This is a genomic window from Bacillus methanolicus PB1, from assembly GCF_000262755.1.
Lineage (GTDB): Bacteria > Bacillota > Bacilli > Bacillales > Cytobacillaceae > Bacillus_Z > Bacillus_Z methanolicus.
Genome location: NZ_AFEU01000002.1, coordinates 625,740 through 652,667, shown reverse-complemented (window position 1 = coordinate 652,667; position 26,928 = coordinate 625,740). Strand labels below are relative to the sequence as shown.

The window sequence follows — 26,928 nt, the reverse complement described above, 5'->3', positions numbered from 1 at the left end:
TTTAATTTAAATCTTTCGCCCATGGATAGCTTTTTAAGTAAGGATCCGGCTTGACCGCCTTTCCGGAATTCCATAGCTCCTTAAACTGTCCATCCGGCTGGATTTCTCCTATTCTCACAATCTTCCATGTATGCTGCGTTTCTCCATCAATTTTCACCGTTCCGCCAGGCGCTTTATACTCAATGCCATCCGCCGCTTTTTTCACCTCATCGACATCAAACGAACCTGCTTTCTTCACTGCTTCCGCCCATAAATGTACGGCAAAATATGCTGCTTCAATCGGGTCGTCAGTGACTCGATCATTCCCGTATTTCTTTTTATATTTTTCGACAAACACTTTATTTTCCGGTGTATCCGTAGTCTGGAAATAATTCCACACGGCAAGATGGCCGGCCAATACATCGCCGCCAATACCGCGAATTTCTTCTTCTGCAATGCTGACAGACATAACCGTTAAATCTTTTGCCGTAATCCCCGCATCTTTTAATTGCTTAAAGAAAGCGACATTGCTGTCTCCGTTTAATGTATTAAACACAACATCCGGCTTCACTTCTTTAATTTTGCTGATAATCGTGCTGTAATCCGTATGGCCAAGCGGTGTGTACTCTTCGCCTGCCAACTGTCCGCCTTCTGCCTTTAATTGAGCTTTAATAATTTTATTTGCTGTGCGCGGAAACACATAATCCGAGCCAAGCAAGAAAAATTTCTTTCCTTTGTTTTCCAGAAGCCAACTTACCGCCGGGACGATTTGCTGGTTGGTTGTAGCACCTGTATAAAAAATATTTGGTGATTGCTCCATTCCTTCGTACTGTACAGGGTACCAAAGCAGACCATTATTTTGCTCTACGACAGGAAGCATGGCTTTTCGGCTTGCCGATGTCCATCCTCCAAAAATCGTTGCCACTTTGTCTTTCTGCAAGAGTTTTTTCGCCTTTTCTGCAAATGTCGGCCAATCTGACGCACCATCCTCAATCACCGGTTCAATTTTTTTCCCCAACAGACCGCCAGATTCATTAATCTCTTCAATTGCCATTAATTCTGCATCACGCAACGATACCTCGCTAATGGCCATCGTGCCGCTCAATGAATGAAGAATCCCGACTTTAATTGTGTCGCCCGTTTCCGATGTACTTGTTTCTTTTTTCTTTTCCTTCGCGTCATCGACTGCAGACGATGCTGCACATCCGCTTAATGCAAGCACAAGCCCGCATAAAAGCAAGAATAATAGTTTAAAAGTTTTCCATTCCAGTCTCCTCATGTAAACACTCCTTACAAGATTCTAATTATTTTGATATAATCAGATTCAGGCATTCCATCGGACATATGATGCCTGGCTTTGCGAAAGCTTCTCATGGCCGTGAGAAGCTTTTTTTCTTTCCTCCTTTCTCTTATGTAATATTACATAACGTATATATGTAATATTTATTAACATTATACATTATTTTCCCGATTAGACAAGACTGAAATCTAAAATTATATTATTTTTTGAATTTTTGTGTTAGAAAATATAACATTAATAAAATGTAAAGGGCCTGGCCCCTCCTCTAGAAGCTTATAAATGCAAACGACGGCTCATTTTTCGAAATGAAGGCTCATAACCTTACATTAATTTATATAGTTTAATAATTTTATATAAAAAAAGCCGCCCAAAAGTTCTACTTTTGGGACAGCCTCATCTGGCCCTTCGCTCCGACGTTAAAACATAGCCTTTTTCTATAAATTTTCCTTTGTTTCCTCACCCCGATTTTTTTCATTTTCTCCATTTCCAACCGCATTTTTTGTATCCTTACCTGGATTTTCTTCGTTTTCGTCCTTATTTTCTCCAGGTGCAGGTGCCTTGCGATCCTTTTTTAGAAGTTCAAAAGCATCGATAACCTCACCGTCAATCGTCCTTGATTCGACAACCAATTTGTCATTTTCTACATGAACAGCCGTGAATACTTGCTTATCTTCTCCATACAAGAATTCAAAATAATCATATTTTTCCTCAGGATAAAATTTCGGACCCGATGAACCGCCGATGACATAAACGGTGCCTTTACCAGGTTCTGCTGCCTGTCCGCCTTTCATCGCAAATGTTCTCGCATAAGCATGGTCATGTCCAACTAAAGCTAAGTCAATATCCAGCTCTTCAATAACCGGTGCGAAAATAGATCGTGTGGCATCCACGCCGCGGAGCGGATTGCTGTGATAAGGTGCCCGGTGGAACATTACGATTTTCCACGGTTTCTTCGATTTTTTCATATCCTTTCGCAGCCATTCTGCCTGAGCTTTCATGGAGTCAGATCCGCCTTCTGAGTTCAGCATCGCAAAATGAACATTGCCATAATCAAAGGAATAAACCCATTCTTCTTCTCCGGCAGGTCCGTTCTCCGGATTTTGGAAGAACGATTTAAAGATATTTTCACCTTCCCCGTAGACATCGTGATTTCCAAGCACAGGTTGTAGAGGTATCTTAGGAGTCACTACTTCTATAGAATCAAAGAAATTTTCCCATTGGTCCATTTTTGCTGCGTCATCAACGATGTCTCCGCCGTGAAGAACAAAGCGGGCATTCGGATATAATTCTAAGGCTTTTGTTAAAAGTTTGCCGTAAATTTTGTTTCCATTCAGGTCGCTTGCTTGGGAGTCCGTTGTAAAAAAGAATGTGAATGATTCTGGTTTTTTCGGTTCCGTTTTAAACGTGTAAGCCTTTGACCATCCCTCTTCCGTTCCATCACCGACCCGATACGTATAAGAAGTATCCGGCTTTAGATGATCAAGTGTGATTTCGTGAATTCTCATCTCTCCTGCTTTGTCTGTTAACAGCCTGCTCGCTCCTTTTGCTTCCTTAACATTTTTGGCATTAAAATCGGTAAACTGTTCTGTCGGTGCATACTGAACGACCGTTCCTGAAACGCCGGGATTGGTTCTCCAAGTAATGCTTTGCGTCGTTTTTGAGTTCAGTTTCCAAGACAATTTAATATGCTCCGGCGCTTTCCCGCCTATTTGCGGTACGACCGTGAATTCTTTTACCCTGCTTACTTGCCCATCTTTCTCTGCTTGAAGAACAAACGGCAGTTCCGCCAAAGTTAGTAAATCAGTTGATAACTCCCCTTTTTTATTTGTAGCTCCAAGCGGTTTTGGGAGATCTGATATTTCGAGTTGGTCTTTCACAACATACCCTTTTTGTCCATTTGATAAATAAATTTCCGTATATTCAGCTGATTCAGAAGCAACAAACACCTTCTGATCTTTTGCAAGTTCAGTAAGAACGGCTGATGTTTGATCAGCACTCTTATAGACTTTCAGCGAATCGCCAGTCACTTTTGCATATTTCGTTAACGTTTCAGGAGCAAGAAGATAAATTTCCGCATCCTTGACCGATTTTCCGGATTCATCCATTACTTTAACTTTGCTAATGGAGCCAACGGAAACTCCACTTATATCCAAAGAATATTTATATTGAATATTTGCTTCATAGGGCTGGTGAAAGGATTTTTTTACATCGCCGCGAATATACGTAAATTCCCCTCCCTGAAGTTCGATCTTTACGTCCTCAACAGCGGTTTTCCTTATATTAAATGGAACCGTAATAAGTGTATCCGTTGCTTGAAGACCTGTGTTTTCTTCCAATTTTTCTGCATTTAAAGTAATTTCCCCTTTTTCGTTGTTAACGGTTAAAGTCTCGATATTTTCAGGTTTCAAATTTGTTCCGATCTTGACTTGAACACCTTCTGTTTTAGAATCCTGGTCGATGACCTGAATAACGTTTGGATCAAACTTTAGTATTGCCCGTGCTTTGCTTAGCTCTTTTAAGCCCTTTATTTTAAGATGAAAATCAAAGTCTTCTCCTGCATAAACTTGCTTAGGCCCTTCAAGTAAAAACTGCGAACCGGCTGAAATAAAGAAACTCCATGTCATTTCTGCCGGGTTTTCAAAACCATCTTTTACGAGAACTGAAACGGTATGGAATCCACCTGAAAGGAAAGAATCAGGCTGATAGCTTATTTTTCCGGTTGATTTATCATACGTATGTGTTACGACTTCACCGTCAAGTTTCATCCTTGTTTTAGATGGATCAATTCCTGTACCGCCATCGTTATCTTTTGCCATTACGCTGATTGTCGGCTGGGAGGCGGGTGTCGTGCTGCCATCTGCAGGAAAAGCATCCGTTAGCGTCGGATTGATTAAATCATCATTGGTTTTTCCGTACACAGCCCGAATATTGTCTACATAAACAGTGGCGGCATTCTTATTCGCATCACTTGTTTCCATAATCCGAACAGCAAGATCTAACTTTAATGGTGTTGGCTTTCCTTTTGGAATATCTGCCTCAATGTATTTCCAGCCTTCCCAATCAACACCCGTTGTTTGATCCGTAAAATCAATCGGAAAGGCCGCGCCATTTCCATCCTTCATTTGGGCGCGAATCCAGTGGCCGTCGTTCGCTCCGTAAAACCACATACCGATTTTATCTGGATAACCTTCCAATACGATATCTTCGACCGGCCATGCATAAGCCCCGGAAGTTCCTTTTTGGCCTGTGAAATCATAATCAATCCGCAAAGATTTTTCACCAAAACGGACGGGCTCCGGTTCGGATGCCTCACTAATATTCACGCTATTAAAGCGAGCACCGGATTTATTCCAGCCGGTAATTCCATCCTCGAAATCCTCAAGGATAAGCGGCGGTTTGCCGACGTCGACTTTTATTTCCCCAACAAGTCCCCCAATAGAAACCTTTATTTTACCGGAAGCAATGCCTGCAGCAGCCTGAAAATTTCCTTTTTCGTCGATCGTACCAATGTTCCCTTCAACACTATACGAAAAAGCATCTTCATCAACTATAACTGGCTGTCCGTCCACATAAACCGCTGCTCGAATTTTGGCTGTTTCTCCCTGACCAAGTGCAAGCTGGGTCGGATAAATCGAAAGGCTGTCCAGTTTATCGACTACTTTCACATTTGTGCTAGCTTGAATGTTGTTTACCGAAGCCGTTACTTTACCGGAGGCAGCTGCATTTCCTGCTGTAAAGACGCCAGCTTCATCAAATTGTCCAAGTCCATTATCGACTGACCAGGTGATATTACCTATAATTTCCGAAGGGTTAAAATATTGGTCCTGGCCTTTTACCTGGAAGGTCGTATGACTACCGGCAAAAATAGACGTTTCTTCAGGAAGAACTGTCAAATGAGTTAAGTCACCTTTCGGGGCAGTACTCACGACCAGCAGTGAATTGGAAACATTGCGCTCGCTTCCATCTGATGGAACATTTACGACACTCAAATTCGAATCTCCCGGCTGGCGGGCCACAAATGTGGACGAACCTCCTCCATCCAGGTTAATCGCTTCAACTGCGCCCATATCTTTCATAATTTGGCCAAGCTCTGTCAATGTTACGCCTTCACTTACACCCGGCTGTCTGCCGTCAATTACCGTAAAAAAGACCGACCCGTCCGCTTTAATTCCCACTCCTGTCCGCGGATGAGGGTAAGGGTCTGAAAAAACGGCCGGCTGTCCATTTTGAACAAGAAGATGGTATCCTCCTACGGCTTCTTCAAGCTGATCCCACGGAGCATTAACCGTTGTCCGAAAGGTAATTTGATCTCCGGGCGCCAGTTGATCTAAAACTTCTTTTCCGCTGCCGGCCCCTGATAGTACCATCTGCCCTTCTTCAAGCTTATTATTCCCTCGATCTGTCAAAACTTCTTTTACCTTTGCTGTAATTTCCCCCTGAGGTTTCAGAAAACCACTGATTCCCTCTAAAATCACTTCCGTACCAAGATTATTTGTATATGTAGATGTGTCATAATCAGGCGTAAATAATATAATGCCGTTTACATCTCGCTCTCTGTTAATGCCGTTAATGGCAAAAGTTTGCTGTGCAGTATTTCTTGAAACTTCGGGCTTAGCTAGTGGAGTCACTTCCATTTGGATCTGCATACGAAGCTGCCCGATCTTCACTTCGCCGCTTTTTAAAATCCCAACGATACTCCGGTTGCTATTGCTTCGAATGACTTTTCCATCGTGAACAACAGCTTCAATAGGAATTCCGTTTGATGTGTTAAAAAAGTCGGCGTTAATGCCCCCCACTACTTCATAACCAGGCCGACTGATCAACTCAGCTTGCTTTCTTACCGTTTGAAAACCGGCAAGTTTGCCATTTGGCAGACCTGCTTCAAATTCTACATATTGATTTGCAGGATCAATATTCATGTTATAAATCTTTAAAGGTCCTTTTTTCGTGCTGACCAGCAACTTCGTCTGCTGCACACCCGGTGCAATATTAACCGTAGACTGCTTTTGAATATCTCCATTTGTCAAAGAAATGTCTGATTGTGCTCTGGCTTCTGATATCACGAAATTATTTCCGACATTCAAAAAAACCAGCAGGAATGCAAGCAGTCCAGCCATAAACTTTTTGCAGGCATACCTCATGAATTTCAACATTTTCTCCACTCCTTCTCCCTGCTCTTTCACTTATAAAAAATATCAATATAGTGTTAAGAATATTGAAGATAGATGTAAAAATAGTTTGAAAATTGTATATTTTAGGTTTTTATGGGACTGGTAAAGTTGAGATTTCAAAGATATTAATTGAGAGGAGGTTTGAAAGGGTTTTCTGTTTTAATCGAATTGCCAGAGTTTTAGGGAAGTGGTTAACCGACTAACCTGCTTATGGATTCTAGGATTTCTCTGCAGCATAATGAAAAAACTGCGATCCCGATCTTTTTTTATATATTAGAATGAAAACTCATAAATTTGATCGACGGCTCATTTATCAGAATGAAGGATCATTTTTGTAAACGACAGCTCATTTTTGCAAACAGAAGATGCTAGGAAAGAAATAAGTGAAAATGGAAATAGATATAAAATCTTTAAAATGATAAAATAAAAGAAACGGTGAAAGGAGAGAAACTAATTGGAAAAGCAGATTTTACAAATTCTTCAGCAAATTAATGAAAAACTTGATGATCAGTCTAAGAAGTTAGACGAGCATAGTGCGATTTTGAATGAACACAGTGCGATTTTAGAAGAACATGGAGAAACTTTGAAAGAACACGGGCGTATTTTAAAAGCTTTAAGGTCTGGACAAGAGGCTCCAAAGGCTGAAATAAGTGAATTAAAACTTCAAAATGCCAAAGATTTTGGCGAGAAAAGAAATCAGATCAAAGATATCGAAGTTAGTATTGAAATCTTAAAAGAAGAGAGCTGGAAAAACAGAGTGGATATCCGCAGAATTCAAAAAACTATGGGGCTTGAATAAGGTGCTTAACACCATGAAAATATTTGAAAGGCAAAGTTCAATAATATCCAAATAGCATTGCACTCAACCCCTTTCCTTTTTGTATGATTCACTCCATTTTATCTTCAAACAAAATTTAAGATATTTATTTATCTTTTTCCCGGTTATTCTTCAACCCTTTCGCTTACTTTTGTGATAAAAAGCCATAAGCGCACCCGTCTGGTTGCCTGATAACACGACATATTGCCCTTCAAGGTTTTCGCCGCGGCGAGCATCCGGGTCTCTTCCCATTAAATGGTCGGTTTTTTTTACGAGAAAATCGCTGAAAGACACCGCAAAGAATCCAAAGTGATTTTTCTACTTTACAAAAAAAGAGACAGCATGTGCTGCCCCTTTTAAAATGAGTTTTCTTCTCTACATCTTAGCTGCTTATTTCTTAAATTCTACTGTAAAGCCGTTTGCTTGGAAAGTTCTTCCTGCCAATTCTCCTAATTTTACTTCCTCAAGATCTTTTCCTAATTGATTATTAATCAATTTATTAAGTAGTAGAGCATCTTCAGGAGAAGCAGACGAAGCAAAAGAGATTAGTATTTGAGTAAAATCAACATTTGTTGTTTCCTCAATTTGTCCTATAGTAGTACCTAATTTGTCTTCATTAATAACTACTTCTATTTTATCATTACCCTTTTTTGTAATCGTTCCATATTTATTAGTGAACGTTGTTATTGCTTCTGCACTTGCTCCCAGATTAATAGTAATGGTAATCACAGAACTTTGACCACCTCCTGAACCTACTAGAACACCAGTAATTATAATAGGCTCTGTGGAAAATGCAGCACGCAAGTTTCCTAAACTAATTCCCGGGGTGCCGGTATCTAGATCGCCGAACAGGTCTTTTGTAGTTATCTTTGTCCCCGGCAGTTCGATTGGAGAGCTAATCAAGTTAATAGTTCCTCTAGAGTCCAGTACTCTCATTCCTAAGTATTTAATCAAACGTTTGATTAATAATTTACCGAAATATCTTTAAATAAACCTGCCATTCCAGCAGGTTTATTTCATTCTTATAAAATTCTCTTTTATTCAAACCATTTACTCTTAGTCGAATCATACTCATACCTTAAGTTTTTGGAAGTGGCAGAGAGACTCCACATCATTCTTTAAGTCTTGTTAACTGTTTGGGAGAAGTAAAGATTCTTAAAATCATATTTTTCCATTTTTTTAATAGAAACCAAAAAGATGAAGAAAAAAGGAACCAAAGCCGCTTAGACCATGATTCCATCATCTTTACTGAATGAGGACCAGTTCCTTTAGTTTTTCAATATATAGAAGTCAGAATCAGATCCCCAACCGAATTACGATTTATTTACTTTTTTACTTTTAAAACTTTTCCAGCACTCTTATTTCCGGATCCGTCAACAGCAATCACTTTAATAGATGTCCCTGTTTTTTTAGGTGTTATTTTAATCGTATATTTTCCATACTTATCCGCATTGGCGCTTCCGATTTTTTGGCTCCCCGAATATGCTATGACCGTGGAGTTTGCTTCCGCTTTTCCGGTGATCGTTTTGGATTTGCTGGTAATAGTGTTAACACTTGGTGCAGCAGGTGGAATTCTGTCCGCTACCACCACAACTCTCGCTTTGCTCGTAAAACCAGATTTATCTTTCACTGTTACATACAGCTTCGTACCAGCTTTTTGCACCGGAATACTAACACTGAAGACTCCTTTGCTGTCGCTTTTGCCGGTATATACATTCGAGTTGATTTTTACAGAAACCGCTCCATTTGGCACCGTTTTTCCTGTCACCGACTTGCTCTTATTACTTACTAAATTTACAGTTGGTGGTGCAGGCAACAAATCAGGGGATTGGACGCTGAGTGTGTATTTTCCCGTAGAAGAGCTTTTATAAACTTTAATATAATATGTCCCTGCTTGAAGATCCTCCCAGCCTGACCATTTTGCCGGATTTTCCGGATTACCTTCAAAAACATATTGCCTAAATACTTCATTTCCCTCTGAATCTTCCAGTTCTATATACACCCCAGTTATATAAGAGTCGAGTTTAACTGTAACTCTCCCAGCTTGCTTTAAATTTATCTTGTAGACTTGTTGACCATCAGTATCAGTAATGTATCCAGAAACTGATGTACCGAAGGGCAGGTCAATCGGCGAACTGGCGGATGCCGTATTCGTTTTTACAAATGAGATCGTGAAAATAAGAGCAATCCAAAAGAAAAAAGAAAATTTCTTTTTACCGCTTCTCATAAAATTTCCCCCTAATAGAACATTATAAGATTGGTTGTTTATGTACCATACTAAATTCAAAAACTTAATTACCTTTTGGCTTATCACCTTTTTCCTAATAGATCAATAATTACTATTTTACAATACTTGTAATTAGAAGAAAATCATTGTTTGTTTTACAAAATTCCACAAATATTACTTCCACTTAATAACTGCCAATTTCACCCCAAAAAAGCGATCTAATATAGGTATCGTTGGAAATTAATAATCAGAGTATTTTGTTAATTAAATTTTTCTATCAAAATACCAATTTGAGAACTCTTGAAATTTTTGACTTAATACTAATAAGTTCCTGCAAATTCAAACAGTTGCAAACCTCCACGCTCCCAGCGCTTTCCAGACAAGAAAAGGATACCAAAAGCTAAAAAGATGGTGAGATTTACGGGCAACAATATTCCATGAGAACGAAAAACCGTGTTGGTAATCGACTGTTGCTTCTGATGGCTGAACATCAAAGATATGATTGAAAACTTTTTAGGTATGATCCCCGATAAATACAGAGGATTCTAATGTAATTAAATGAGCCCATACCATAGAAGGCCAGAGCCCACGAAAGCCATTTGTTTTTTCATATAATCACTTAAAATAATTCAGCATCCTGCTAAAACTAGTACAGCAGGAGGCTTTATATTTATTTCACGTTCCGTCTATGCCATTTCCATGCACTTGAGATAATTTTTTCAAGTGAATATTCCGCTTTCCAGCCAAGTTCTTCGTAAATTTTTTGCGATGAGGCGACAAGGCGGGCCGGGTCGCCCGGACGGCGGTCGGTGTATTCGATAACAGCTTTACGGCCGGTTATTTTTTCGCACGTATCAATGACTTCTTTGACGGAATAGCCCAAGCCGTTGCCGAGGTTGTAGACCGAGGTTTTCTTTTTGCCGTTAAGGATAGATTCCAACGCGAGAATATGTGCACGCGCAAGGTCGGTGACATGGATGTAGTCACGAATACATGTCCCGTCCGGTGTATCATAATCCACACCAAAGACAGAAATTTTCTCGCGGTGGCCTAACAAGTGCTGTAAAACAATCGGAATTAAATGCGTTTCCGGGTGATGGTCTTCGCCAATCTCCGCCGACTTGTGCGCTCCAGCTGCGTTGAAATAACGAAGCACGACATAGTTAAGACCATACGCCGCAGCAAAGTCCGCCAATATTTGCTCAACTATTAACTTTGAACGGCCGTATGGATTGATTGGATTTGTTGGGTAATCTTCAGTAATTAATTCAGCATTCGGAATCCCATATGTCGCTGCTGTTGATGAGAAGATGAAATTTTTTACGTTAAATTTCAACATTGTCTCCAGTAACGTTAACGTGGCCGCAACATTATTTTGATAATATTTGAGTGGATTAACCACCGATTCGCCGACTAAGCTGTTCGCCGCAAAATGCATGACGGCTTTAATCGGGTATTTTTCAAAAATCGCATCAAGATCGGCCCGGTTCCCTAAATCTCCTTGAATAAATACCGCACGCTCATCGACTAAATATCGATGGCCAGTCGATAAGTTATCAAGTACGATAACTTGCTCTTTTTCAACTAACTCTTTTACTAAATGGCTGCCGATATAACCGGCGCCGCCAACGACTAAAATCATAGAAAATCCTCCTAACAAAGGCCTTTATGAAAACAAAACAGATGCACTAATTAAGATTGGTAAACAATATACTAATTATCTGACCGATCCCCGGTCTCCTTCTCATTCTACTAAATTCGTACCAAAAATATATGTCTTCTCTATATCGGATTATTCTTTCCAAGCTTGAGGGAGTGGTCAAATGTTTGGACAATGTCTCTTACGATTTCTAGGTAACTAACATTTTGTCGAAAAATTTTTGTTCGATTAAAGGTGAAATATATGATAAAATTTTCAGGCAATTATTTTCACATAAAAAGGAGGATGATCAAAATGAAGAAGGCAGCTAGATTAATAGCATTACTACTGGCATTGTTAGTTGTATCTGCCCCCATTCATACTACTGTGAATGCTTCTACTATTAACCAAGTGAAATGGGGAAAGATGTATTTAAAAAAAGGAATGATTGGCAAGCTGATCATTTTACAGGATACGAACATCTATTCAAAAGGGAAAAATGGAAATTTAACAGTTGCAGCAAAAGCAAAAAAAGGACAGGAAATTGGTGTATATACTTTTAAAAATAATTTATACGGTGTAGGCGGGAACAGATACATAAAGAAATCTTCTGCAGTCAAGTATCAAACTCCATCAAAGCAAATGTTATCAAAACTGAGAGTTATTACGAAAGGATTAAAGCTAAACCCCAAAAAAACCTATGTGTATAACAATTTTTATGAAAATGTTAAAGAAACCTGGCATTATACAGGAACAGATTCTGATAAATGGGACCTTTGGACAGTTTCGAGAGATAACGGAGAAAAAGATTATTATGCTTATCGTGAAGATAAAACGGGTATGGCTTTTGGAGTTCAAAACTCAGAAATCATATTAGAAATCCCTCTTCCTTTAACCCTTAACAAAAAGTGGGAGTATTTCGTATACGAAGGTGATCCTGTAGAAGAGTTAACAGTTACGTCTTTATCAAAAACTGTAAAAACACCTGCAGGAACATTTACAAATGTTATTGAGATTAAAAGTTCTTTTGGTTATGTCGATTATTATGCTGAAGGTATTGGGCTTATTCGTGCTTTAGATAGTAAAGGGAGAATAGTATATGAATTATACAAATTGTACTAATAAGAAGTTATCTATTTCACTTCGAATTGTATTGTCATCAAGCTTTTCGAATATGAAGTGACCCCTTATGCAGCGGGAATGCCTGAAGTCATAGGTATTAAGTAGGGGCCTGGCCCCTACTTAATACCTATTTTAATTTGTCTAGCAGTTGTTTTGATGGTGTTTTATATTTTATGTGGGTCGGCATTTTTGTGACGGAGTAACCCGCGCCCAATCCGTATTGACCGCCGTTTTGTTGGTCATATGTATAGACGCGATATTGCTCGAAAGGCTTTAAGATTCTTACAAACTGTAACCGATGATCTTTGTCTCGCTTCCATAAATTAATAGGCTTCTGAACGGTGATTCTTCCTATTTGACCTTTCTTTAATTCCGAATTTCCCCACAATACAGTTATTTTAGTCTTAATAGAAACTAATTCTAGATAATCAGCATCAAATATCGCATTAGGCCGATAAACCTTGATCAAACCAACATTTTTTGCAAAGTAACGATACGTACCATTACTTTCCTTCACTTCCACGACATTTTTGAATGCCCCAGCTCTTATTTTTATCGTTTTTGTTACGGAAGAAATTTTACAAGTGATTTTCTTCCCCTCATAATCCGTATACGACCAAGTTGTCCCAACCTTGACTGGATATGCTAGATTCATGAAAAAGAATTTTTCATGATCAAGGTTTCCAATTATTAGACCTGATTTGTCCTCTTTGTAATACTTTGTGAAATACTGATCACCGCCATACGAGTATATACCTTTCCATATGTACTTCCCGTCTTTGGCATGGCTAAACTCTTGAGTACTAGATCCTTCAGAATGGGCATACTTTAATAATTTTGTTGTGTCAGGCAGGTAACTGTCATGTCCACTCGCAGAAGCTTTCTCAGTGAACGGCTTTACAGTGAAGAAACTTACAGCGGCTAACAACAATACAAAATAAAAAAGCTTAGATTTTTTAATCTCTCTTCCCCTCCTCATTATTTGATATTCTTGGGATTGGAATGATACTCCTGCTTTTTTATTCTAAAAATACAGAAAATTGAAAATTAGGAATATAGGATGACTTCTTCTCACAAAGTTATGAGGCTTATTTCTCTATTCAAATTTGGAGTGAAAGCTCATAAATGGGATCGAAGGCTCATATATCAGAATGAAGGCTTATAAAATGAATAGCGGCTCATTTATCAAAACGGGGGCTCATAAAATGAAATAACGGCTCATTTTTCCAAACGAGGGCTCATAATTGAAAATGAAGGCTCATTTATCAAATTAAAGGCTCATAACCTCCCATTGATCATGAAACAGATCGAGTAAATCCCTTGTCTACAAGTTAAAAACTGCTCTTTTTTTGAAAAATTGCATTAAATTTATATAAAATTGCAGTGCAATCCGTCATTTTGACACGAAGGAACCGGCAAACTCTATAATCATTTTGCTAGATTTATTTTTTATGATCAAAACGCGCAAGAAACGACATGTTACACGATCATATTTTATACTGTAATCACAGCCAGTGGTTCATGAAGGGGATCAGTCTTCATCAAAAATAAATGGCAAACGCCTAAGAGCGCATGCCATTTTAACTTTTTCAATTATAAGTTAAAGTCTACGAATAGTTCGCTTGTAAATAGGTAAAGTTCAGTCATCTTAAATCCCTTTTATACGCTTTTAACCTGCGATATTTTTTCTCTATTGAAAGCGTTGATCTATTTAAGATACTAGCTATTTCTTGAAAAGTTTTTCCGTTTGCAGCTAATTCTATTAATTGTTTTTCTTCCTGGATTGTCCAGCTTCTGTAATTTCGTACATTCTTTTTTCGTTTTCGCTCTTCCTTTACCCATTCCGGCTCAGGAGGCAGAGAGTTGGCGGGCAATTTTGAAAAATCGATTCTATCTTTATTCTCATAGGCCCACTTCCAAAACTCTTCGATATCAATAAACGTAAATTTCTTTTTATATCTTGTCACTCTTTGGATAAAAGGCAATCCGTGCCGATTGATCCAGCCGACAACCGTGTTTCGGTCAATTTGCAATGTTTTCGCCAATTCTCCCGCTGTAACCATCCCCGTACTGATTTTTGTGTTGGATGTTCCCCTTTTTCTAATTAAGGCAATTTCGAGAGACTTTGGCTGCCGTCCCAGTTTTTTTGCTATCGATTTTAAAGAATGTCTGCCCAAATTGTCTTCTATGTAACTCAGTTCATTTTTTGAAAGCATAGTAAATTTGTAAATCTTCCTTTCTATGCATTAAATTTCCTCATTGCTCTTGCAACTTCATTGTTATTCTGATGAAGAACTGTTTTAAAGCAAACTTATACGAGATAATGGGAAATCGATGTCGGAGAAACTTCAATTATTACTTGTTGATTGCAGAAAGGAAAAATAAGGAAGGACCTGCTATGTGCAAAAATCACACAATTTGGTATTCATAATCTTGATCTAGAAGCTTCTGAAATGCTATGGAAAGGTTTTTCAAACATTGTATTCTTAACTTTTCATCACAAATAAAATCATATAGCAATTCATGTTTCAAACTTAAGTATTTTGTCATTATAGAATTTTTCGTAAAATGTTCTTTTTTTGCGTATTCCAGCATTTCTCTTTCAAAAAACTCTACCGAACCAAATAGAACAGTCATCAGGATCTCATCCTTTCCGTTTCTGATCTTTATACTTTCCTTATTGTTTCTTTTTCTACATTCCTTTCTTAGGTGAATATGAAAAAAGTCCGCCCAAAAAGATTGGCGGACAAAATGTTAAAGGAAGAATCCTTTAACTTATTGATAAATAATCCGATCTTTTTGGCAACCCGACTGTCATAGCACCTAAGCTAAGTGCCTTAGACTCGTGGCTTTGCGTCCCTATCTTTCGATAAGTTTGCCCTTAACATTTGTTACTTTAATACTAAAACTATATGATTATCATTTCAACAATATTCTACCTTTTTTAACAAAAAATTTACTTTTTTACATATTTGGACCTATAAGATTGTGTTTTTTGTTTAAATTTGTATTTAATCAAACGTTTGATTAATAAAAGTAAGATTGTGTAGGAGAAAAGAATGATTCCTTTTTAGAAAATTTTTAACGGACAAAAAATGCCGAAAGCTGATGAATATTATCTAAGAACCGATTAAAGAACAATTTCTTTGAAAGGAGGTGAAATCATGCACTTCCGGGATTTATTTGTAAAAGGTTTAATAATTGCAGGAACGGCCTTGTTTTTTCCAACAGGCGCGTTTGCTGATAAGGCCGAGCTGGCTCAAAAGCCAGATTCTCAAAGCAGTAAAGCTGTTGAGGTGGTTAAAAATTCGCAAAGTCTAGAATCATCTAAAGTAAATGGACGCGTTCAGGCAAATTCTAAGCTAAAAACCGAGAATGAAGCTGTGCAAAATCAGGCTTCGACCAATCATTCTCAACAAGTGAAGCCTGAAAAATCACCTCAAAAGATAATACGAGTGCCAGATCAGGCGAGCGAAAAGGCCCGTAAGGCAATACAAGTGCCAAATCAGGCAAGCGTAAAAGCCCGTAAGGCAGTACAAGTGCCAAATCAGGCAAGCGTAAAAGCCCGTAAGGCAGTACAAGTGCCAAATCAGGCAAGCGTAAAAGCTCGAAAAACTTTACAGTCTACTGTAAAAAGGACTGAAAAGGCCGTTAATAATACCATTCCTGAAAAAGTGGAAGTTAAACAGGGGGTAGACAAAGGACAAACAAAGCAGAAGAAGCCTCAATCCGATAAAAAAGGCATTCATTCTATAACGAATGAAGTTGAAAAACCTTCTGCAAAGTCCTTACTTAACATTGATTCTGGGGAGAAAACCAAACATCAATATACGAAAATGTTTCAAAAGTTAGATAATGAAAAATTACACCAGTCTATATTGAAAAATGAAGGTGGTTTCCAAAAGACTTCATTCACTGACGAATCAAAATCAAAAGGTAAAGAGAAAACACCTTCTCGTCAGGAAAGATATCTAAGAGACATTCAGGTTGTTAACTCCCCGCAAAACACTAAAATTCCAGGAGGGTCAACAAAAGACCGGACCGGCCATAGCCAAAGCACAGTTAGCTTCGGTGAAAAATGGCTCGAATTGGAAAAGTATTGGAATTTGAAACTCATTCAGCCATATGTTGATCGAGCACATGTGTATCGCAATCAATGGGTTAATGCTCCCCCTTCGCCACCGCCGAAGGATGCTCCTTTTTTTCTTAACGTATACCAAAGTAAAAGTCACGGATAACGATTAAAAGAAAAAAGGAGCGAATTTTAAAATGAAATTTAACGTTAAAGGAAATACAGTCGTAAAATCTTTTGTGTTGGCAGGGGTACTTTCAATTGGTGTATTCGCCGGAGGTCATATTAGTGAAGCAGCTAGTCAAGGTCATCATGCAGTTAACGCAACAAAAGTTAATACAGTGAAAGTTGAGCAAACTTCCGACTTTAAAGCTTCTCGTGTAAAAGCGAATGTTTCCGTGGTCAATAAAGCAAAGGCACAAGGCAGCGTAAATGCAAGCGAAACGGCGAAAACTCATGCTGCTGCTAAATCTGCGGTACAGGCAAAAGCAGCGGAAAAGGGTAAAACTGGAGCTAAAGAAACTGTAAAAGCTGATTCAAAAGTTGAAAAGCAAACAGAGATTGCTGCAAAAGAAGAAAAAGTAAATCCTTCTACTGTAAATAAAGCAAACTCTATGGCAAGCGAGCGTGCTAGTGAAAACGCGAAATTGCATGCAGCTCCAAATTCTGCTGTTCGTGCAACAGTTGAAGAAGAAGTAAAAGCTGACGAAAAAACAAATTTAACTGCAACTGGCGATGCTAATTCTGAAGAAGCTGCTGGCCTTGATAAAGATGTGAAAGTGAAAACTGAAGATGGCCAAGATGCTGATGAGGATTCTACAGAACTTACTGATCTTGATAAAGTTGTAAAAGCTAAAACCGAAGATGACCAAGATGATGATGAAGATTCTGAAGAGCAAGAAGAGACTAAGGTTAAAGTAAACCCTTCTGCTGCAAACAAAGCAAAGGCTATGGCAAGCGAGCGTGCTAGTGAAAACGCGAAATTGCATGCAGCTCCAAATTCTGCTGTTCGTGCAACAGTTGAAGAAGAAGTAAATGCTGACGAAAAAATAAATTTAACTGCAACTAGCGATGCTAATTCTGAAGAAGCTGCTGGCCTTGATAAAGATGTGAAAGTGAAATCTGAGGACGGCCAAGATGCTGATGAGGATTCTACAGAACTTACTGATCTTGATAAAGATGTAAAAGCTAAAACTGAAGATGACCAAGATGCAGATGAAGATTCTGAAGAGCAAGAAGAAACTAAGGTTAAAGTAAACCCTTCTGCTGCAAACAAAGCAAAAGCTATGGCAAGCGAGCGTGCTAGTGAAAACGCGAAATTGCATGCAGCTCCAAACTCTGCAGTACTTTCTACTCTTCAAGAAAAGGGTACTGAAGAAGCAACAGTTAAAGTAGCAGTTGGCACAGAAGAATAAACTGGATTTCCGATAAGAGGCTGTCTTAAAGCCCAAGGGTCAGACCCCATAACACAATATATAGAACATAATGTTGGATAAATGTGCTATTTATTGATAAATGTGCATGGGGTCAGACCCTTATGAGACAGCCTCTTTTTGTTTCATATATAAAAAAGGAGAAGTAATCACTTCTCCCTTTGAATCCTTGAATATAATATTAGAAGTATCGACTCCGTTCGTTACCGTCCATAATTGAACGTTTTCTGCGCCTCTAATTTCTTTTACATTGGCGTTGTCGATTAACACTTCTTTTACTTCAACCCCGCTTAAGTCAATGACAGCATCTTTTGAAGTTGGGCTGATGATAATTTTCGTATTTTTTAGCCCTTCACCTTTTACAGTGGCTGAGTTCTTTAACCAGATTCCCTCCCTAATTACTGAAGTGCTGTCCATGTTGATCAGAGAGTTGGCAGTTTGAACGGTTAGTTTTTTCGTTGAGAATCCAACAAGGTTATAAATCTTATCATATTTCGGCTGTGCAGTTCCTAACTGTGTCTGAATGATCACCGGATCATGGTCGCTTGCACGTCCGTGCTCCTCCATAAAGGATGAGTTGATATGGACAATATCGACGATGGTTGATTGTGCCAAGTTATTCGATACTAAAATGTGATCAAGCACTTGGGAGTTCCCTTGATATGTGTACGAATAGCGCTCTTCTGCAGGAACTTTCTCGATCATATTCGTTAACTCGTTTCCTTTTAGTGTTTTTAAAGGATTTGAGAATTCGAAGTCATTAAAGTCTCCTAATACCACAATATTTGCATTCGGATCTTTCGATTTAATATCTTTTACAAAATTGTTGACGATTCTTGCAATTTCAAGGCGTTTTGCCTCACTTGTTAATACCGGAGGCTGTACCTTTCCGAATAAAGGAAGGTCCCCGCCTTTTGAGTTGAAATGGTTGGCTACGACGATCACACTTTTTCCGTTAAATTCAAACTGGGCTGCCAGCGGCTTACGGCTAGAATCGAATGCAGGGTTTGTCGGGTCAATGCGGCCCGGATTTAATGTCAGCTTTCCATTTTCAAAACCAACTGCTTGTGTGGCAGTGCCTTTTGGCGCTTCCATGAGAGATACTTGTTCTTTTTTATAAAGGAAGCCGACGCGAATATTTCCGCCGGGAGCACCGCCATCCTTATTATTTTCAGGAGCGATATCGGTATAAGCGTATTCCGGTCCGCCAAGCTCTTTAATTTTGTTGATTAATTTTGCAAAACTTTGATCTGCATTGGTATTTCCGCTGTCTGTTTCCCCGTCATTATCCTGCATTTCTGACAAACCGATAATATCCGGCTGCTTCAGATTTTCAACGATTGCTTGTGCCAACTTTGTTGCTTTTGCGTCATCGGTTTCTGCTGAAAAATTTTCTACATTATAAGAAGCAATTGTCAGTTTCTCCGGGTCCCGTGTAATCGTTGTCGTTTCACGAGCGGTTGCTCCTTCAATAAGCGGCGGCAAATCAGCCTTTTTGCTTAATACTTTATAGTTGCTGAAACTATAACTAACAACCCCCTTGATGGAGCCATTAAAATGATCCCCCGTTTTTGCCACGAAGTTTTCATCATTAATATCAATCATAATTCTTTCAGGGTTGTAATCTGTTTCTGAAATTTTTAATCCACCGGCTATTGTATTCGTCGGTATTGCTTCAGGAACAACGATGACCTCACCATATTTTTGCGGTGCAACGACCTTTGGATGATCTACCTGCACAAGCATTCCTTCTAAGCTTTCAAAGAAGTCGATTCCGTCTTCTTCCGGATCAAATTTAGTGAAACTGTCATTATCAATAATTTCAGTCGGAAGGGTGCGGTCTTTTCCAATCACAATCGGTGCAGGAAGCGGTTGTCCGCTTGAAACCTTTGTAATGGATCCTGATGACGCATTTATTTCGGTGACCGGCAAATCGGTCTGTAATTTTTCAGCATATCCCTCTAATACATATTCTTTCACTTGTCCGGATACCTTTACAACGTCACCGACATTTACGCCATGAGATTTTTTATAAACTAATATTCCTTCTGATGTCTTATCATCATGATCCGGCTGCAAATCTTGCATATATAAGTTATCAGAGTCTACTACAAAAGTTACAATGCCTTCTATATCTGATACGTTTTTTCCATCAAGTGGTGAAGTATGACCTATGCCTTGAATATCATGAATGCGAATCTCTCCGTCTTGAATGATGTATTGGAAAGTGGCTATATCACTATTTTTAAATCCATCCTTCACCGCAACCGCTTTTAGCGTTGTGTTTTCAGTAATGGGAATAGGTCCATTATAAACGAGACTGTTTGTCGTAGGTTCGCTGTTGTCTGTTGTGTAATAGATTGTTGCGCCTTCTGTTGCTGTTGATAATGTTACCGTTTCTCCCTTCTTTACGAGTCCTGAACCTGGCGTTGCGGCAATAGCCTGTACTTTATTTGAATCGGAAATTATATCAGCTGCATCACGCGGAATTAACTGATAAGTATTTTTATACGCGCCTAAAACGCCGGTAATTGATGTGTAAGTTTTATTAACGGAAAGCAGGCTCGTATCCTCCGGACGAATGACAAATGTATTTCCGTTGCCATCCTTGGCAGTATAATTGCCGTTGGAAAAAGATTCAACGGTTACATTGTTAACAGATACAAGCATCCCTTCTTTGTCTTCCTGGAGCTGGTCTGCTGTTAACACTTGCGGCTGCGGAACGGTTTCTGATCCGATTACTTGTACATCACTTGCTTGAACATTAATTTCCAATAACGTATTAAAATCAGCTAAAGCTCCTTTTACACGTACTTTATCGCCGCGTTTAACATTTAATCCTGAACCGTATAGGACGATTCCGGCCGTTTCATCTTGGATATAGACGGTATTTTTTAATACTGCCGTCACGATTCCTGTTGTGCTCACCTGTGCGCCGATTGCTTGCTTTCTAACATCAGCAATTGATTGTTCTTGCAGAATTGTATAAGTAAAAGTCTGAACATCGCTATTTTCAAGCTCGTTTGCTGTGGCCATTGCTTTAATCGTTACATCTTTGTCAATGGTAATTGGCCCGGTATATTCCGTACTTGTTTCTGTTGGCTCACTTCCGTCAGTTGTATAATAAATTTTTGCACCTGCTGTTGCTGTGGATAGTGTTACTGTTGTTCCAGCTGCTACTGCTCCGGCTGCAGGGGAAGCAGTGACTGGTTGGACTTTTGTTGGGTTTGTGTCCTCAACAAATGTATAAGTTGTTGGTGACTTAAGGCCAGGTACACTAAAATAAGCTTCCAAGCTTGCGGTAATTTGAATCTTTTTCCCCAGGTTAGCGGGATTATCTTTTAAGTTAAGGGCTGTTCGAATAGAGCCACTTGGCAGCTGTACAGGGATTATTTTTGATTTGTCTGTTTCATTAGGGTTGTCTGCGAGTGCAAGGTTCGTATCGACAGTAAATGGCCCTGTATGTGCGTACGTAATACTTGAGCCGCTCCCTGATTTTACAACTCCAACGATATAACCCTCGACTGTTGCGTTTCCAGAATTATTGGCAATTGCTTGAGCAACTGTCATTGCTTCGGCTGCTTTTGATACATTAACCGGGGCAAAGAGACTCAAGACCACTGCAAAAATGATTGCAATGTTGAAATGCTTCCTTTGACGCCTTTTCTTCATTATATCCTCTCCATGTTCATATTTTCTTCCATACATTGAGGGCTGTCTCATAAAGGTCTAGGTCTGCCCTCATGAGCATTTATCAATATATAGCACATTATCCAACATTAATGGGGTCTGACCCTTAAGCTTCTGAGACAGCATCCTGTTTTATTTAGTCAAGGAAATAAGTTTCACCTTCTACCGTAACATGGTCTAAAACAATCTCACTGTTTCCTTTTAAATATAAGTCGCCTTTTACAGTTGCATATTCTAATTTGTCAACTCCCGTTACATCTACAGAGATGTTTCCATTGTGAACTTTAGGAGATTGTACCGTTCCACTGAAATCAGATGCGTTTACAGGTGTTATTGCAGCCGCTGCATCAATGATTCGTCCTTCCACTGATGGATTTACCGTTTGATTCGGTTGAGCTGAAATATAGTCTCTGAACATTTCCCAATCAACAAATCCCGGTTCGCTAACGCGTCCTTCTGCGTAAGCTTTAGCGAACATGGTGTAGCCATCTCCGCCTTTTGCGGTAAAGATATTTGTAGCAACCACGTATGTTTTAGCAGGATCCAGCGGAACATAGTTGCCTCCTTCGTTCACTTCCACTGTCAACACTCTTTCGCCTGCCGGTTTTCTGCTGTCATATATGAATTTCATACCGGAAACTTGCAAGAACCCGCCAAAAGGTTTTGGAACGTCTTTTACACTGAATTCAAGCGCCTCTTTGATTTCAGCACCTGTTAGTCTCATTAATCCCAACGAGTTTCCAAAAGGCAATACTTCCAATATTTTTGCTAATGTAATGTTTCCGGCTGGGACAGAAACACGAATTCCGCCCCCGTTTTGGAGAGCAATGACTGTATCCGGATTAATGGTTTTCGCCTTTGCCAGCATGCCGTCAGTAATCAAATTTCCTAAGTTTGTTTCACCAACACGTGCAGGCGGATTTCCACCAATTAAATCTACAGCTGCTTGTCCAACAACAGTATTTTGCTTTTCTACAACTGTAGGTTTGTATTTTGCAGCCAAAATTTGAGCTGCTTCAGAATCATCTTGCAACTCATAAGCGTTATTTACTTTTTTATCAATTTCGATTAACTTTCCTGCGTGGCCGATCACTTTTCCGTTCTTATCGAATTCAACATCCAGCGTACCAAGGAACTTGCTGTATTCATTCGCTTGAACAATAATGGTCGGCTCTTCACCTGTTTGATCAACAACCGGTGCAGCAAGCTTATCGTGAGAATGTCCGCCAACGATAACGTCTATTCCTTCAACTTCCTTTGCTAACGTAAGGTCGTTATCTCCGCCGCCGTCGTTATACCCTATATGGGTTAAAGCGATAATTTTATTAACCCCTTGAGATTCGAACGCTTCAACTGCTTTTTCCGCCTCTTCAATGTAATCTTCAAAGACTACATCTTTACCGGGACTTGAAATGTATTTCGTTTCAGCTGTTGTCAGGCCAAAGATACCGATCTTTTCTCCATTTACTTTTTTTATGATTCCATTATAAATTTGTCCATTTTCCGGATTTGAAGATAATCTATTATTGAAACGTACTTTTAGGTTATCATCTTTAGAGAAGTCGACATTTGCGCTGACAAATGGGAATTTAGCATCCTTGACAAAGTTAGCCAAAGTTGCAGTTCCTTTGTCAAACTCATGATTTCCAAATGTCATGGCATCATAGCCTGCAAGATTCATAAACTCTAAATCTGCCAGTCCATTAAATTCGCTAAAATACAATGTTCCTGAGAACACGTCTCCTGCATCTAATAACAGCGAGTTAGGGTTTGCTTGTCTTACCTGCTTAATTGCAGTGATGCGTCTGGCAATATTGTCTAAATGTGCATGGGTATCGTTTGTGTGCATGACTGTTAGTTTAAAAGGGGTTAGAGTTACTATTTCTGTGGGATTCGAAACATTTCCTAGAAGATCTACAGCATATACTTTATATGTACCTGATGTTAGTCCAGTTGTACTAATTTTAATTTCTCTATTAATAGAAGACACGGTTGCCTTCCTAGCAATTCCATTTGTAACTAAAGTTTCAAGAGCACTCTTGCTTGAAGGAGTTTCATTACTTGGAACTAAATAGACTGTTCCTAATTCATTAGCTCTTACTACAATATCTTTTCCAATTGTCACTTGGCTATCAGAAACTAAAGAAACCTTCGGTGCAGTAGTGTCCAGTAGCTTACCTAAAATTCGCTTTACGTAATCTAATACGCTTTTTAATAGATTACTATATTCTTTCAATTTTCCATGCTTTACACCATCGCTCAATAATTTATCAATACGGTTTTTATGATAAATAACTTGGTCAAGCTTATTTTCATTGAGTGCATTGTTCAAACGGTCTGTCTCTATTTTAATAGAAATTGGGTATAACGCCGCATCTCTTGCTAGTTGTGCAGGTTTGACATATGTATCAACAAACGCGCTGCGAGTAGAAGCATCATATACTTTATTGAAAACAGGAGAATATCTGGTAATTTCTTTTGTTAAGTCATGATAAGCCGTTTCAGTTGAGTCATCTATTATGTTTGATGAAATTAATTGTTCTAATTTATTTGCTTTCGCTTCGATTTTTTTGCCGGCTGTTACAGCGTCTATATAGGAGGTAGCACGATCGACGTATAGTTGAACATTTTGCGAGAGACGAGCCTCAAAAGTTTCTTTTTCTTTACCTTTTAGTTTTTTTACTTCTTCAAGAGCAGCTTCCAATGCTGCTTTTGTTTCATTAAACAGTCCCATATTTGGATAATCTAAGGCATTTTTGGGATAAGTTTTTTTTCGATATTCATAAGAAATTTGCGATTTTAACGATTTTGCGAGTTTCTCGGCTTTTACAACGAGTTTCTCCGCGTTACTCGTCGCGGCGGCTTGAGCAGGATTGGAAACGACAACTGCATTAGTGGCAACAGCAGCCACAGTAGCAATAGATATTACTAACTTTTTAGTTTTTCTCCTTCTCATTCTTTATTCTCCTATTCTAAAAATTTTTATTACCAAGATAATTACAGTAAATTAATCCCATAAACCAAATTACCGTATTTTGTATATTGATGAAAGATATAGGCTGTAAATAAATTGTTAATTTTTTGTTTATTATTTATTGTCTGAATATTTCAGGGGCAAAACTAACAAATTTAAAACAAAATTATTTTTCTTTTTTATCGATAGTCTATTTTCTATTATGATAAAACTAATAAACTTACAAGGAGGGAATCAGAGTAATGATGGCCATTCGGACATTACTTATCTTCGTGCTAGTGATCATTAGCAGTTTTACTGCACCGTTTTCATTTTCCAAGGCAGCAGAGCCGGGGAATTACGCTTCATACACGGGCAATGAAAAAGTTCAATTAGCGGTTGGCAATTCGCGCTACTCGTCTATCAAAATAGGACCGCAAATCCAAAACGTTATCGCAGTGAATGCAGCTGCCGGAACAACAAGCAGCGGAAAAGCGCAGATGTATATTACGATGCAAGGAGAGCCGGCAAAGCTTGTTGTTGTAGACCTTGAAGCGAAAAAAATTGTCGAAGAAAAGCCGCTCGGCTCATCCACAAGCGCTTGGGCCATTACTGTCGGCAAAGACGGAATCGTATGGATTGGCGGAACGCCAACAGAGCATTTATACAGCTATAATCCGGATACAAAAAAATTAACAGATCTCGGAAAAGCAAGCAATTCGACCTCAACATCGATTCAAGATCTGGAGTTCGTCGGCAATAACATATACGGAAGCAGTTCGTCAGGTGGAAATGTTTTTAAATATACAAAAGGAAAAGGGTTTACTAATTACGGACAAATAATTCCCGGCAAAAAATTAGCGCGAAGCCTCGCCTATTCTTCGGCTTCTCAAACATTATTTATTGGATTAGGTGCCAAAGCAGAGCTTGCAGCTTGGAATTTAAAAACAAATAAAAAACTTCCCATTCTGCCAAAAAAATATAAAGGGGAAACTTCCGTATACGATTTAGATGCAGCAAACAATTTACTGTTTGCGAAACTAGAACCAAGCAAAAAAATCTTATTTTTTGACGCAAAAACATATAGATTTTTAGGAGAATTGCCGGCAAGTTCTCGCGGCGTATCGCTAAAATCACCTGGTGAAAACGCGGTGTACTACACGCACCGATATCAATTGTATCGTTTTGATTTAGAAACAAAAAAAAGCGCAACTATACCGGGAACACTGAAAGGAACGGAAGCGGTTTCCCTTGATTTTGTTAAGCTCCGTGATGGCAGTTATGCTTTAGCCGGCCTTCTAGGCAACTCAGGGACATATCTTTTCTATAATCCGAAATCAGGCGAGAAAAAAATTGACAAGCTTCCCCTGCCTCCGCAAGCAGTTACGATTTACAACATCGAATCCAGTCCTAATGGATGGATATACAGCAGCGGCTTCGTCTCCGGTCAACTTGGCATCTTTAACCCCGTTTCTAGACAAACCATGGTCGTCAAAAATGTCGGCCAAGCGGAAAGCATGTTTTCACTAAATGGGAAGCTGTATCTCGGCGCTTACCCGGGTGCGAAGATTTATGAATGGGACCCTAACAAGCGGACACAGGCTGTACAGCTGTTCTCTATCGGCTACGGTCAAGACCGGCCGCTGGCAATGACCGCCGTTAATCATACGCTATTTATCGGTTCGCACCCAAAAAATGGAGAAATCGGCGGAGCTCTTACCGTGTACAATGTCCAAACAAAACAAAAAATCACACGCCGCAACCTCATCCCTGAACAGAGCATCACGGCATTAACTTACAATAACGGGTATGTATACGGAGGAACTTCGATTTTTAGCGGCAAAAATTTAGAAGGAAAAGCAGATGCAGTTTTCTTCCGTTTGTCAGCTAAAAAGCCAACAGGTTCAATTGAAAAAATTAAGCTGCCATTAACACATCCGCGCCTGATTCATGCCCTTACAACAGGTCCTGACGGTAGAGTATGGGGACTGGCTGATGGCAATTTATTTTCCTACGACCCGAAGAAAAAAACAACCGCTGTTATTAAAGTAGTGCCAAAAACAAGCGGTCACATTCGCAATGGTGTTCTCTTAACAGGAAAAGACGGTTGGATTTACGGCGTAGCAGAACAAAAGCTGTTTCGTGTCAATCCAAAAACAAACCGATTAGAATTTTTACTGAATGGTGCAGAGGATATCGCACAGGACAATTTTGGCAACATATACTACAAAGTAAAAGGAAATTTATGGATGTTAAAGGGCTGACCTGCATGTGTCTGACCTCACATTTAATCCACCATATATTGTCCTCATTAACGTAATGTTGTATTTATGGTGGTTGTGGGGTTTGACACTTAGCTTTTGGGCGGGGAATTATTTATGTCAAAAAGTTATTCTGAAATTCAGAAACTAAAAGAAAAAGTAAAAACAGCAAAATAAAAAGCGTTACTCAACTTGTTGTAATGAACACCGATGTCAGGTGTTCTTTTTTATGCTGTTGCAATCACTTATCTTTTTTCTTTACAA

At 39.1% G+C, this 26,928-nt stretch carries 15 protein-coding genes, 1 pseudogene and 1 riboswitch; of the genes and pseudogenes, 5 read left to right on the top strand and 11 right to left on the bottom strand.

Annotation, left to right across the window (positions count from 1 at the left end):
* Window position 1: 1 nt before the first annotated feature.
* Both urtA and PB1_RS08245 read right to left on the bottom strand, forming a co-directional pair.
* Entirely contained in the window at window positions 2–1,258 is a 1,257-nt protein-coding gene (gene urtA / locus PB1_RS08250; RefSeq protein WP_003351855.1) for an urea ABC transporter substrate-binding protein, read from the bottom strand.
* Between the two features lie 455 nt (window positions 1,259–1,713).
* On the bottom strand, window positions 1,714–6,432 hold the full coding sequence (locus PB1_RS08245) for a phosphodiester glycosidase family protein (protein ID WP_003351852.1): 4,719 nt from the start codon (window positions 6,430–6,432) through the stop codon (window positions 1,714–1,716).
* A 472-nt stretch (window positions 6,433–6,904) separates the two neighbouring features.
* Here PB1_RS08245 and PB1_RS08240 point away from each other — a divergent pair, with 472 nt between their 5' ends.
* On the top strand, window positions 6,905–7,249 hold the full coding sequence (locus tag PB1_RS08240; protein WP_003351850.1) for a hypothetical protein: 345 nt from the start codon (window positions 6,905–6,907) through the stop codon (window positions 7,247–7,249).
* 150 nt (window positions 7,250–7,399) lie between these two features.
* Here the strand turns inward: PB1_RS08240 and PB1_RS17450 are convergent, their stop codons facing one another.
* The 4 genes from PB1_RS17450 to galE all read right to left on the bottom strand — a co-directional run bounded on the left by PB1_RS17450 (window position 7,400) and on the right by galE (window position 11,136).
* On the bottom strand, window positions 7,400–7,561 hold the full coding sequence (locus tag PB1_RS17450; RefSeq protein WP_003351849.1) for a hypothetical protein: 162 nt from the start codon (window positions 7,559–7,561) through the stop codon (window positions 7,400–7,402).
* A gap of 96 nt (window positions 7,562–7,657) precedes the next feature.
* Window positions 7,658–8,170: a hypothetical protein gene (locus tag PB1_RS08235; RefSeq protein WP_003351848.1), complete on the bottom strand. Its 513-nt coding sequence runs from the start codon at window positions 8,168–8,170 to the stop codon at window positions 7,658–7,660.
* Window positions 8,171–8,591: 421 nt separating this feature from the next.
* Entirely contained in the window at window positions 8,592–9,494 is a 903-nt protein-coding gene (locus PB1_RS16565; protein ID WP_003351847.1) for an Ig-like domain-containing protein, read from the bottom strand.
* A 670-nt stretch (window positions 9,495–10,164) separates the two neighbouring features.
* The gene (gene galE, locus PB1_RS08225) at window positions 10,165–11,136 is read right to left on the bottom strand and encodes a UDP-glucose 4-epimerase GalE (protein WP_003351846.1); all 972 of its coding nucleotides are present in this window, start codon (window positions 11,134–11,136) and stop codon (window positions 10,165–10,167) included.
* Window positions 11,137–11,448: 312 nt separating this feature from the next.
* On the opposite strand from galE, the gene PB1_RS08220 reads away from it, so the two are divergent.
* Window positions 11,449–12,255 (top strand): hypothetical protein, encoded by an 807-nt coding sequence (locus PB1_RS08220; protein ID WP_003351844.1) that lies wholly within the window; start codon window positions 11,449–11,451, stop codon window positions 12,253–12,255.
* A gap of 127 nt (window positions 12,256–12,382) precedes the next feature.
* Here PB1_RS08220 and PB1_RS16955 read toward each other — a convergent pair.
* From PB1_RS16955 to PB1_RS08205, 3 genes and pseudogenes are all read right to left on the bottom strand, one after another.
* Window positions 12,383–12,646, bottom strand: a pseudogene (locus tag PB1_RS16955) (alpha-amylase); the annotation flags it as partial.
* 1,252 nt (window positions 12,647–13,898) lie between these two features.
* Window positions 13,899–14,432: a helix-turn-helix domain-containing protein gene (locus PB1_RS08210; protein ID WP_162139922.1), complete on the bottom strand. Its 534-nt coding sequence runs from the start codon at window positions 14,430–14,432 to the stop codon at window positions 13,899–13,901.
* A gap of 232 nt (window positions 14,433–14,664) precedes the next feature.
* Window positions 14,665–14,892: a hypothetical protein gene (locus tag PB1_RS08205; protein WP_003351840.1), complete on the bottom strand. Its 228-nt coding sequence runs from the start codon at window positions 14,890–14,892 to the stop codon at window positions 14,665–14,667.
* Between the two features lie 161 nt (window positions 14,893–15,053).
* Window positions 15,054–15,145, bottom strand: a riboswitch (cyclic di-GMP riboswitch).
* A gap of 274 nt (window positions 15,146–15,419) precedes the next feature.
* On the opposite strand from PB1_RS08205, the gene PB1_RS08200 reads away from it, so the two are divergent.
* Window positions 15,420–16,493, top strand: coding sequence for a hypothetical protein (locus tag PB1_RS08200; RefSeq protein WP_003351839.1), 1,074 nt, complete (start codon window positions 15,420–15,422; stop codon window positions 16,491–16,493).
* 31 nt (window positions 16,494–16,524) lie between these two features.
* Window positions 16,525–17,742: a hypothetical protein gene (locus PB1_RS08195; protein WP_003351838.1), complete on the top strand. Its 1,218-nt coding sequence runs from the start codon at window positions 16,525–16,527 to the stop codon at window positions 17,740–17,742.
* A 120-nt stretch (window positions 17,743–17,862) separates the two neighbouring features.
* Here PB1_RS08195 and PB1_RS08190 read toward each other — a convergent pair whose 3' ends face one another.
* The gene (locus PB1_RS08190; protein WP_155816398.1) at window positions 17,863–21,432 is read right to left on the bottom strand and encodes a chitobiase/beta-hexosaminidase C-terminal domain-containing protein; all 3,570 of its coding nucleotides are present in this window, start codon (window positions 21,430–21,432) and stop codon (window positions 17,863–17,865) included.
* Window positions 21,433–21,586: 154 nt separating this feature from the next.
* Window positions 21,587–24,406 carry a 5'-nucleotidase C-terminal domain-containing protein gene (locus PB1_RS08185; protein ID WP_003351836.1) on the bottom strand — a complete coding sequence of 940 codons (2,820 nt, stop codon included), beginning with the start codon at window positions 24,404–24,406 and terminating at the stop codon, window positions 21,587–21,589.
* Window positions 24,407–24,666: 260 nt separating this feature from the next.
* Between PB1_RS08185 and PB1_RS08180 the strand changes: the two genes are divergently transcribed.
* Window positions 24,667–26,667 (top strand): NHL repeat-containing protein, encoded by a 2,001-nt coding sequence (locus PB1_RS08180; protein WP_003351835.1) that lies wholly within the window; start codon window positions 24,667–24,669, stop codon window positions 26,665–26,667.
* Window positions 26,668–26,928 lie beyond the last annotated feature (261 nt).

Excerpts from the sequence above, each read along its gene's own strand:
- urtA (WP_003351855.1), bottom strand. The coding sequence starts at position 1,258 with ATGAGGAGACTGGAATGGAAAACTTTTAAACTATTATTCTTGCTTTTA.
- PB1_RS08245 (WP_003351852.1), bottom strand. The coding sequence starts at position 6,432 with ATGTTGAAATTCATGAGGTATGCCTGCAAAAAGTTTATGGCTGGACTG.
- PB1_RS16565 (WP_003351847.1), bottom strand. The coding sequence starts at position 9,494 with ATGAGAAGCGGTAAAAAGAAATTTTCTTTTTTCTTTTGGATTGCTCTT.
- galE (WP_003351846.1), bottom strand. The coding sequence starts at position 11,136 with ATGATTTTAGTCGTTGGCGGCGCCGGTTATATCGGCAGCCATTTAGTA.
- PB1_RS08220 (WP_003351844.1), top strand. The coding sequence starts at position 11,449 with ATGAAGAAGGCAGCTAGATTAATAGCATTACTACTGGCATTGTTAGTT.
- PB1_RS08205 (WP_003351840.1), bottom strand. The coding sequence starts at position 14,892 with ATGACTGTTCTATTTGGTTCGGTAGAGTTTTTTGAAAGAGAAATGCTG.
- PB1_RS08200 (WP_003351839.1), top strand. The coding sequence starts at position 15,420 with ATGCACTTCCGGGATTTATTTGTAAAAGGTTTAATAATTGCAGGAACG.
- PB1_RS08195 (WP_003351838.1), top strand. The coding sequence starts at position 16,525 with ATGAAATTTAACGTTAAAGGAAATACAGTCGTAAAATCTTTTGTGTTG.
- PB1_RS08190 (WP_155816398.1), bottom strand. The coding sequence starts at position 21,432 with ATGAAGAAAAGGCGTCAAAGGAAGCATTTCAACATTGCAATCATTTTT.
- PB1_RS08185 (WP_003351836.1), bottom strand. The coding sequence starts at position 24,406 with ATGAGAAGGAGAAAAACTAAAAAGTTAGTAATATCTATTGCTACTGTG.
- PB1_RS08180 (WP_003351835.1), top strand. The coding sequence starts at position 24,667 with ATGATGGCCATTCGGACATTACTTATCTTCGTGCTAGTGATCATTAGC.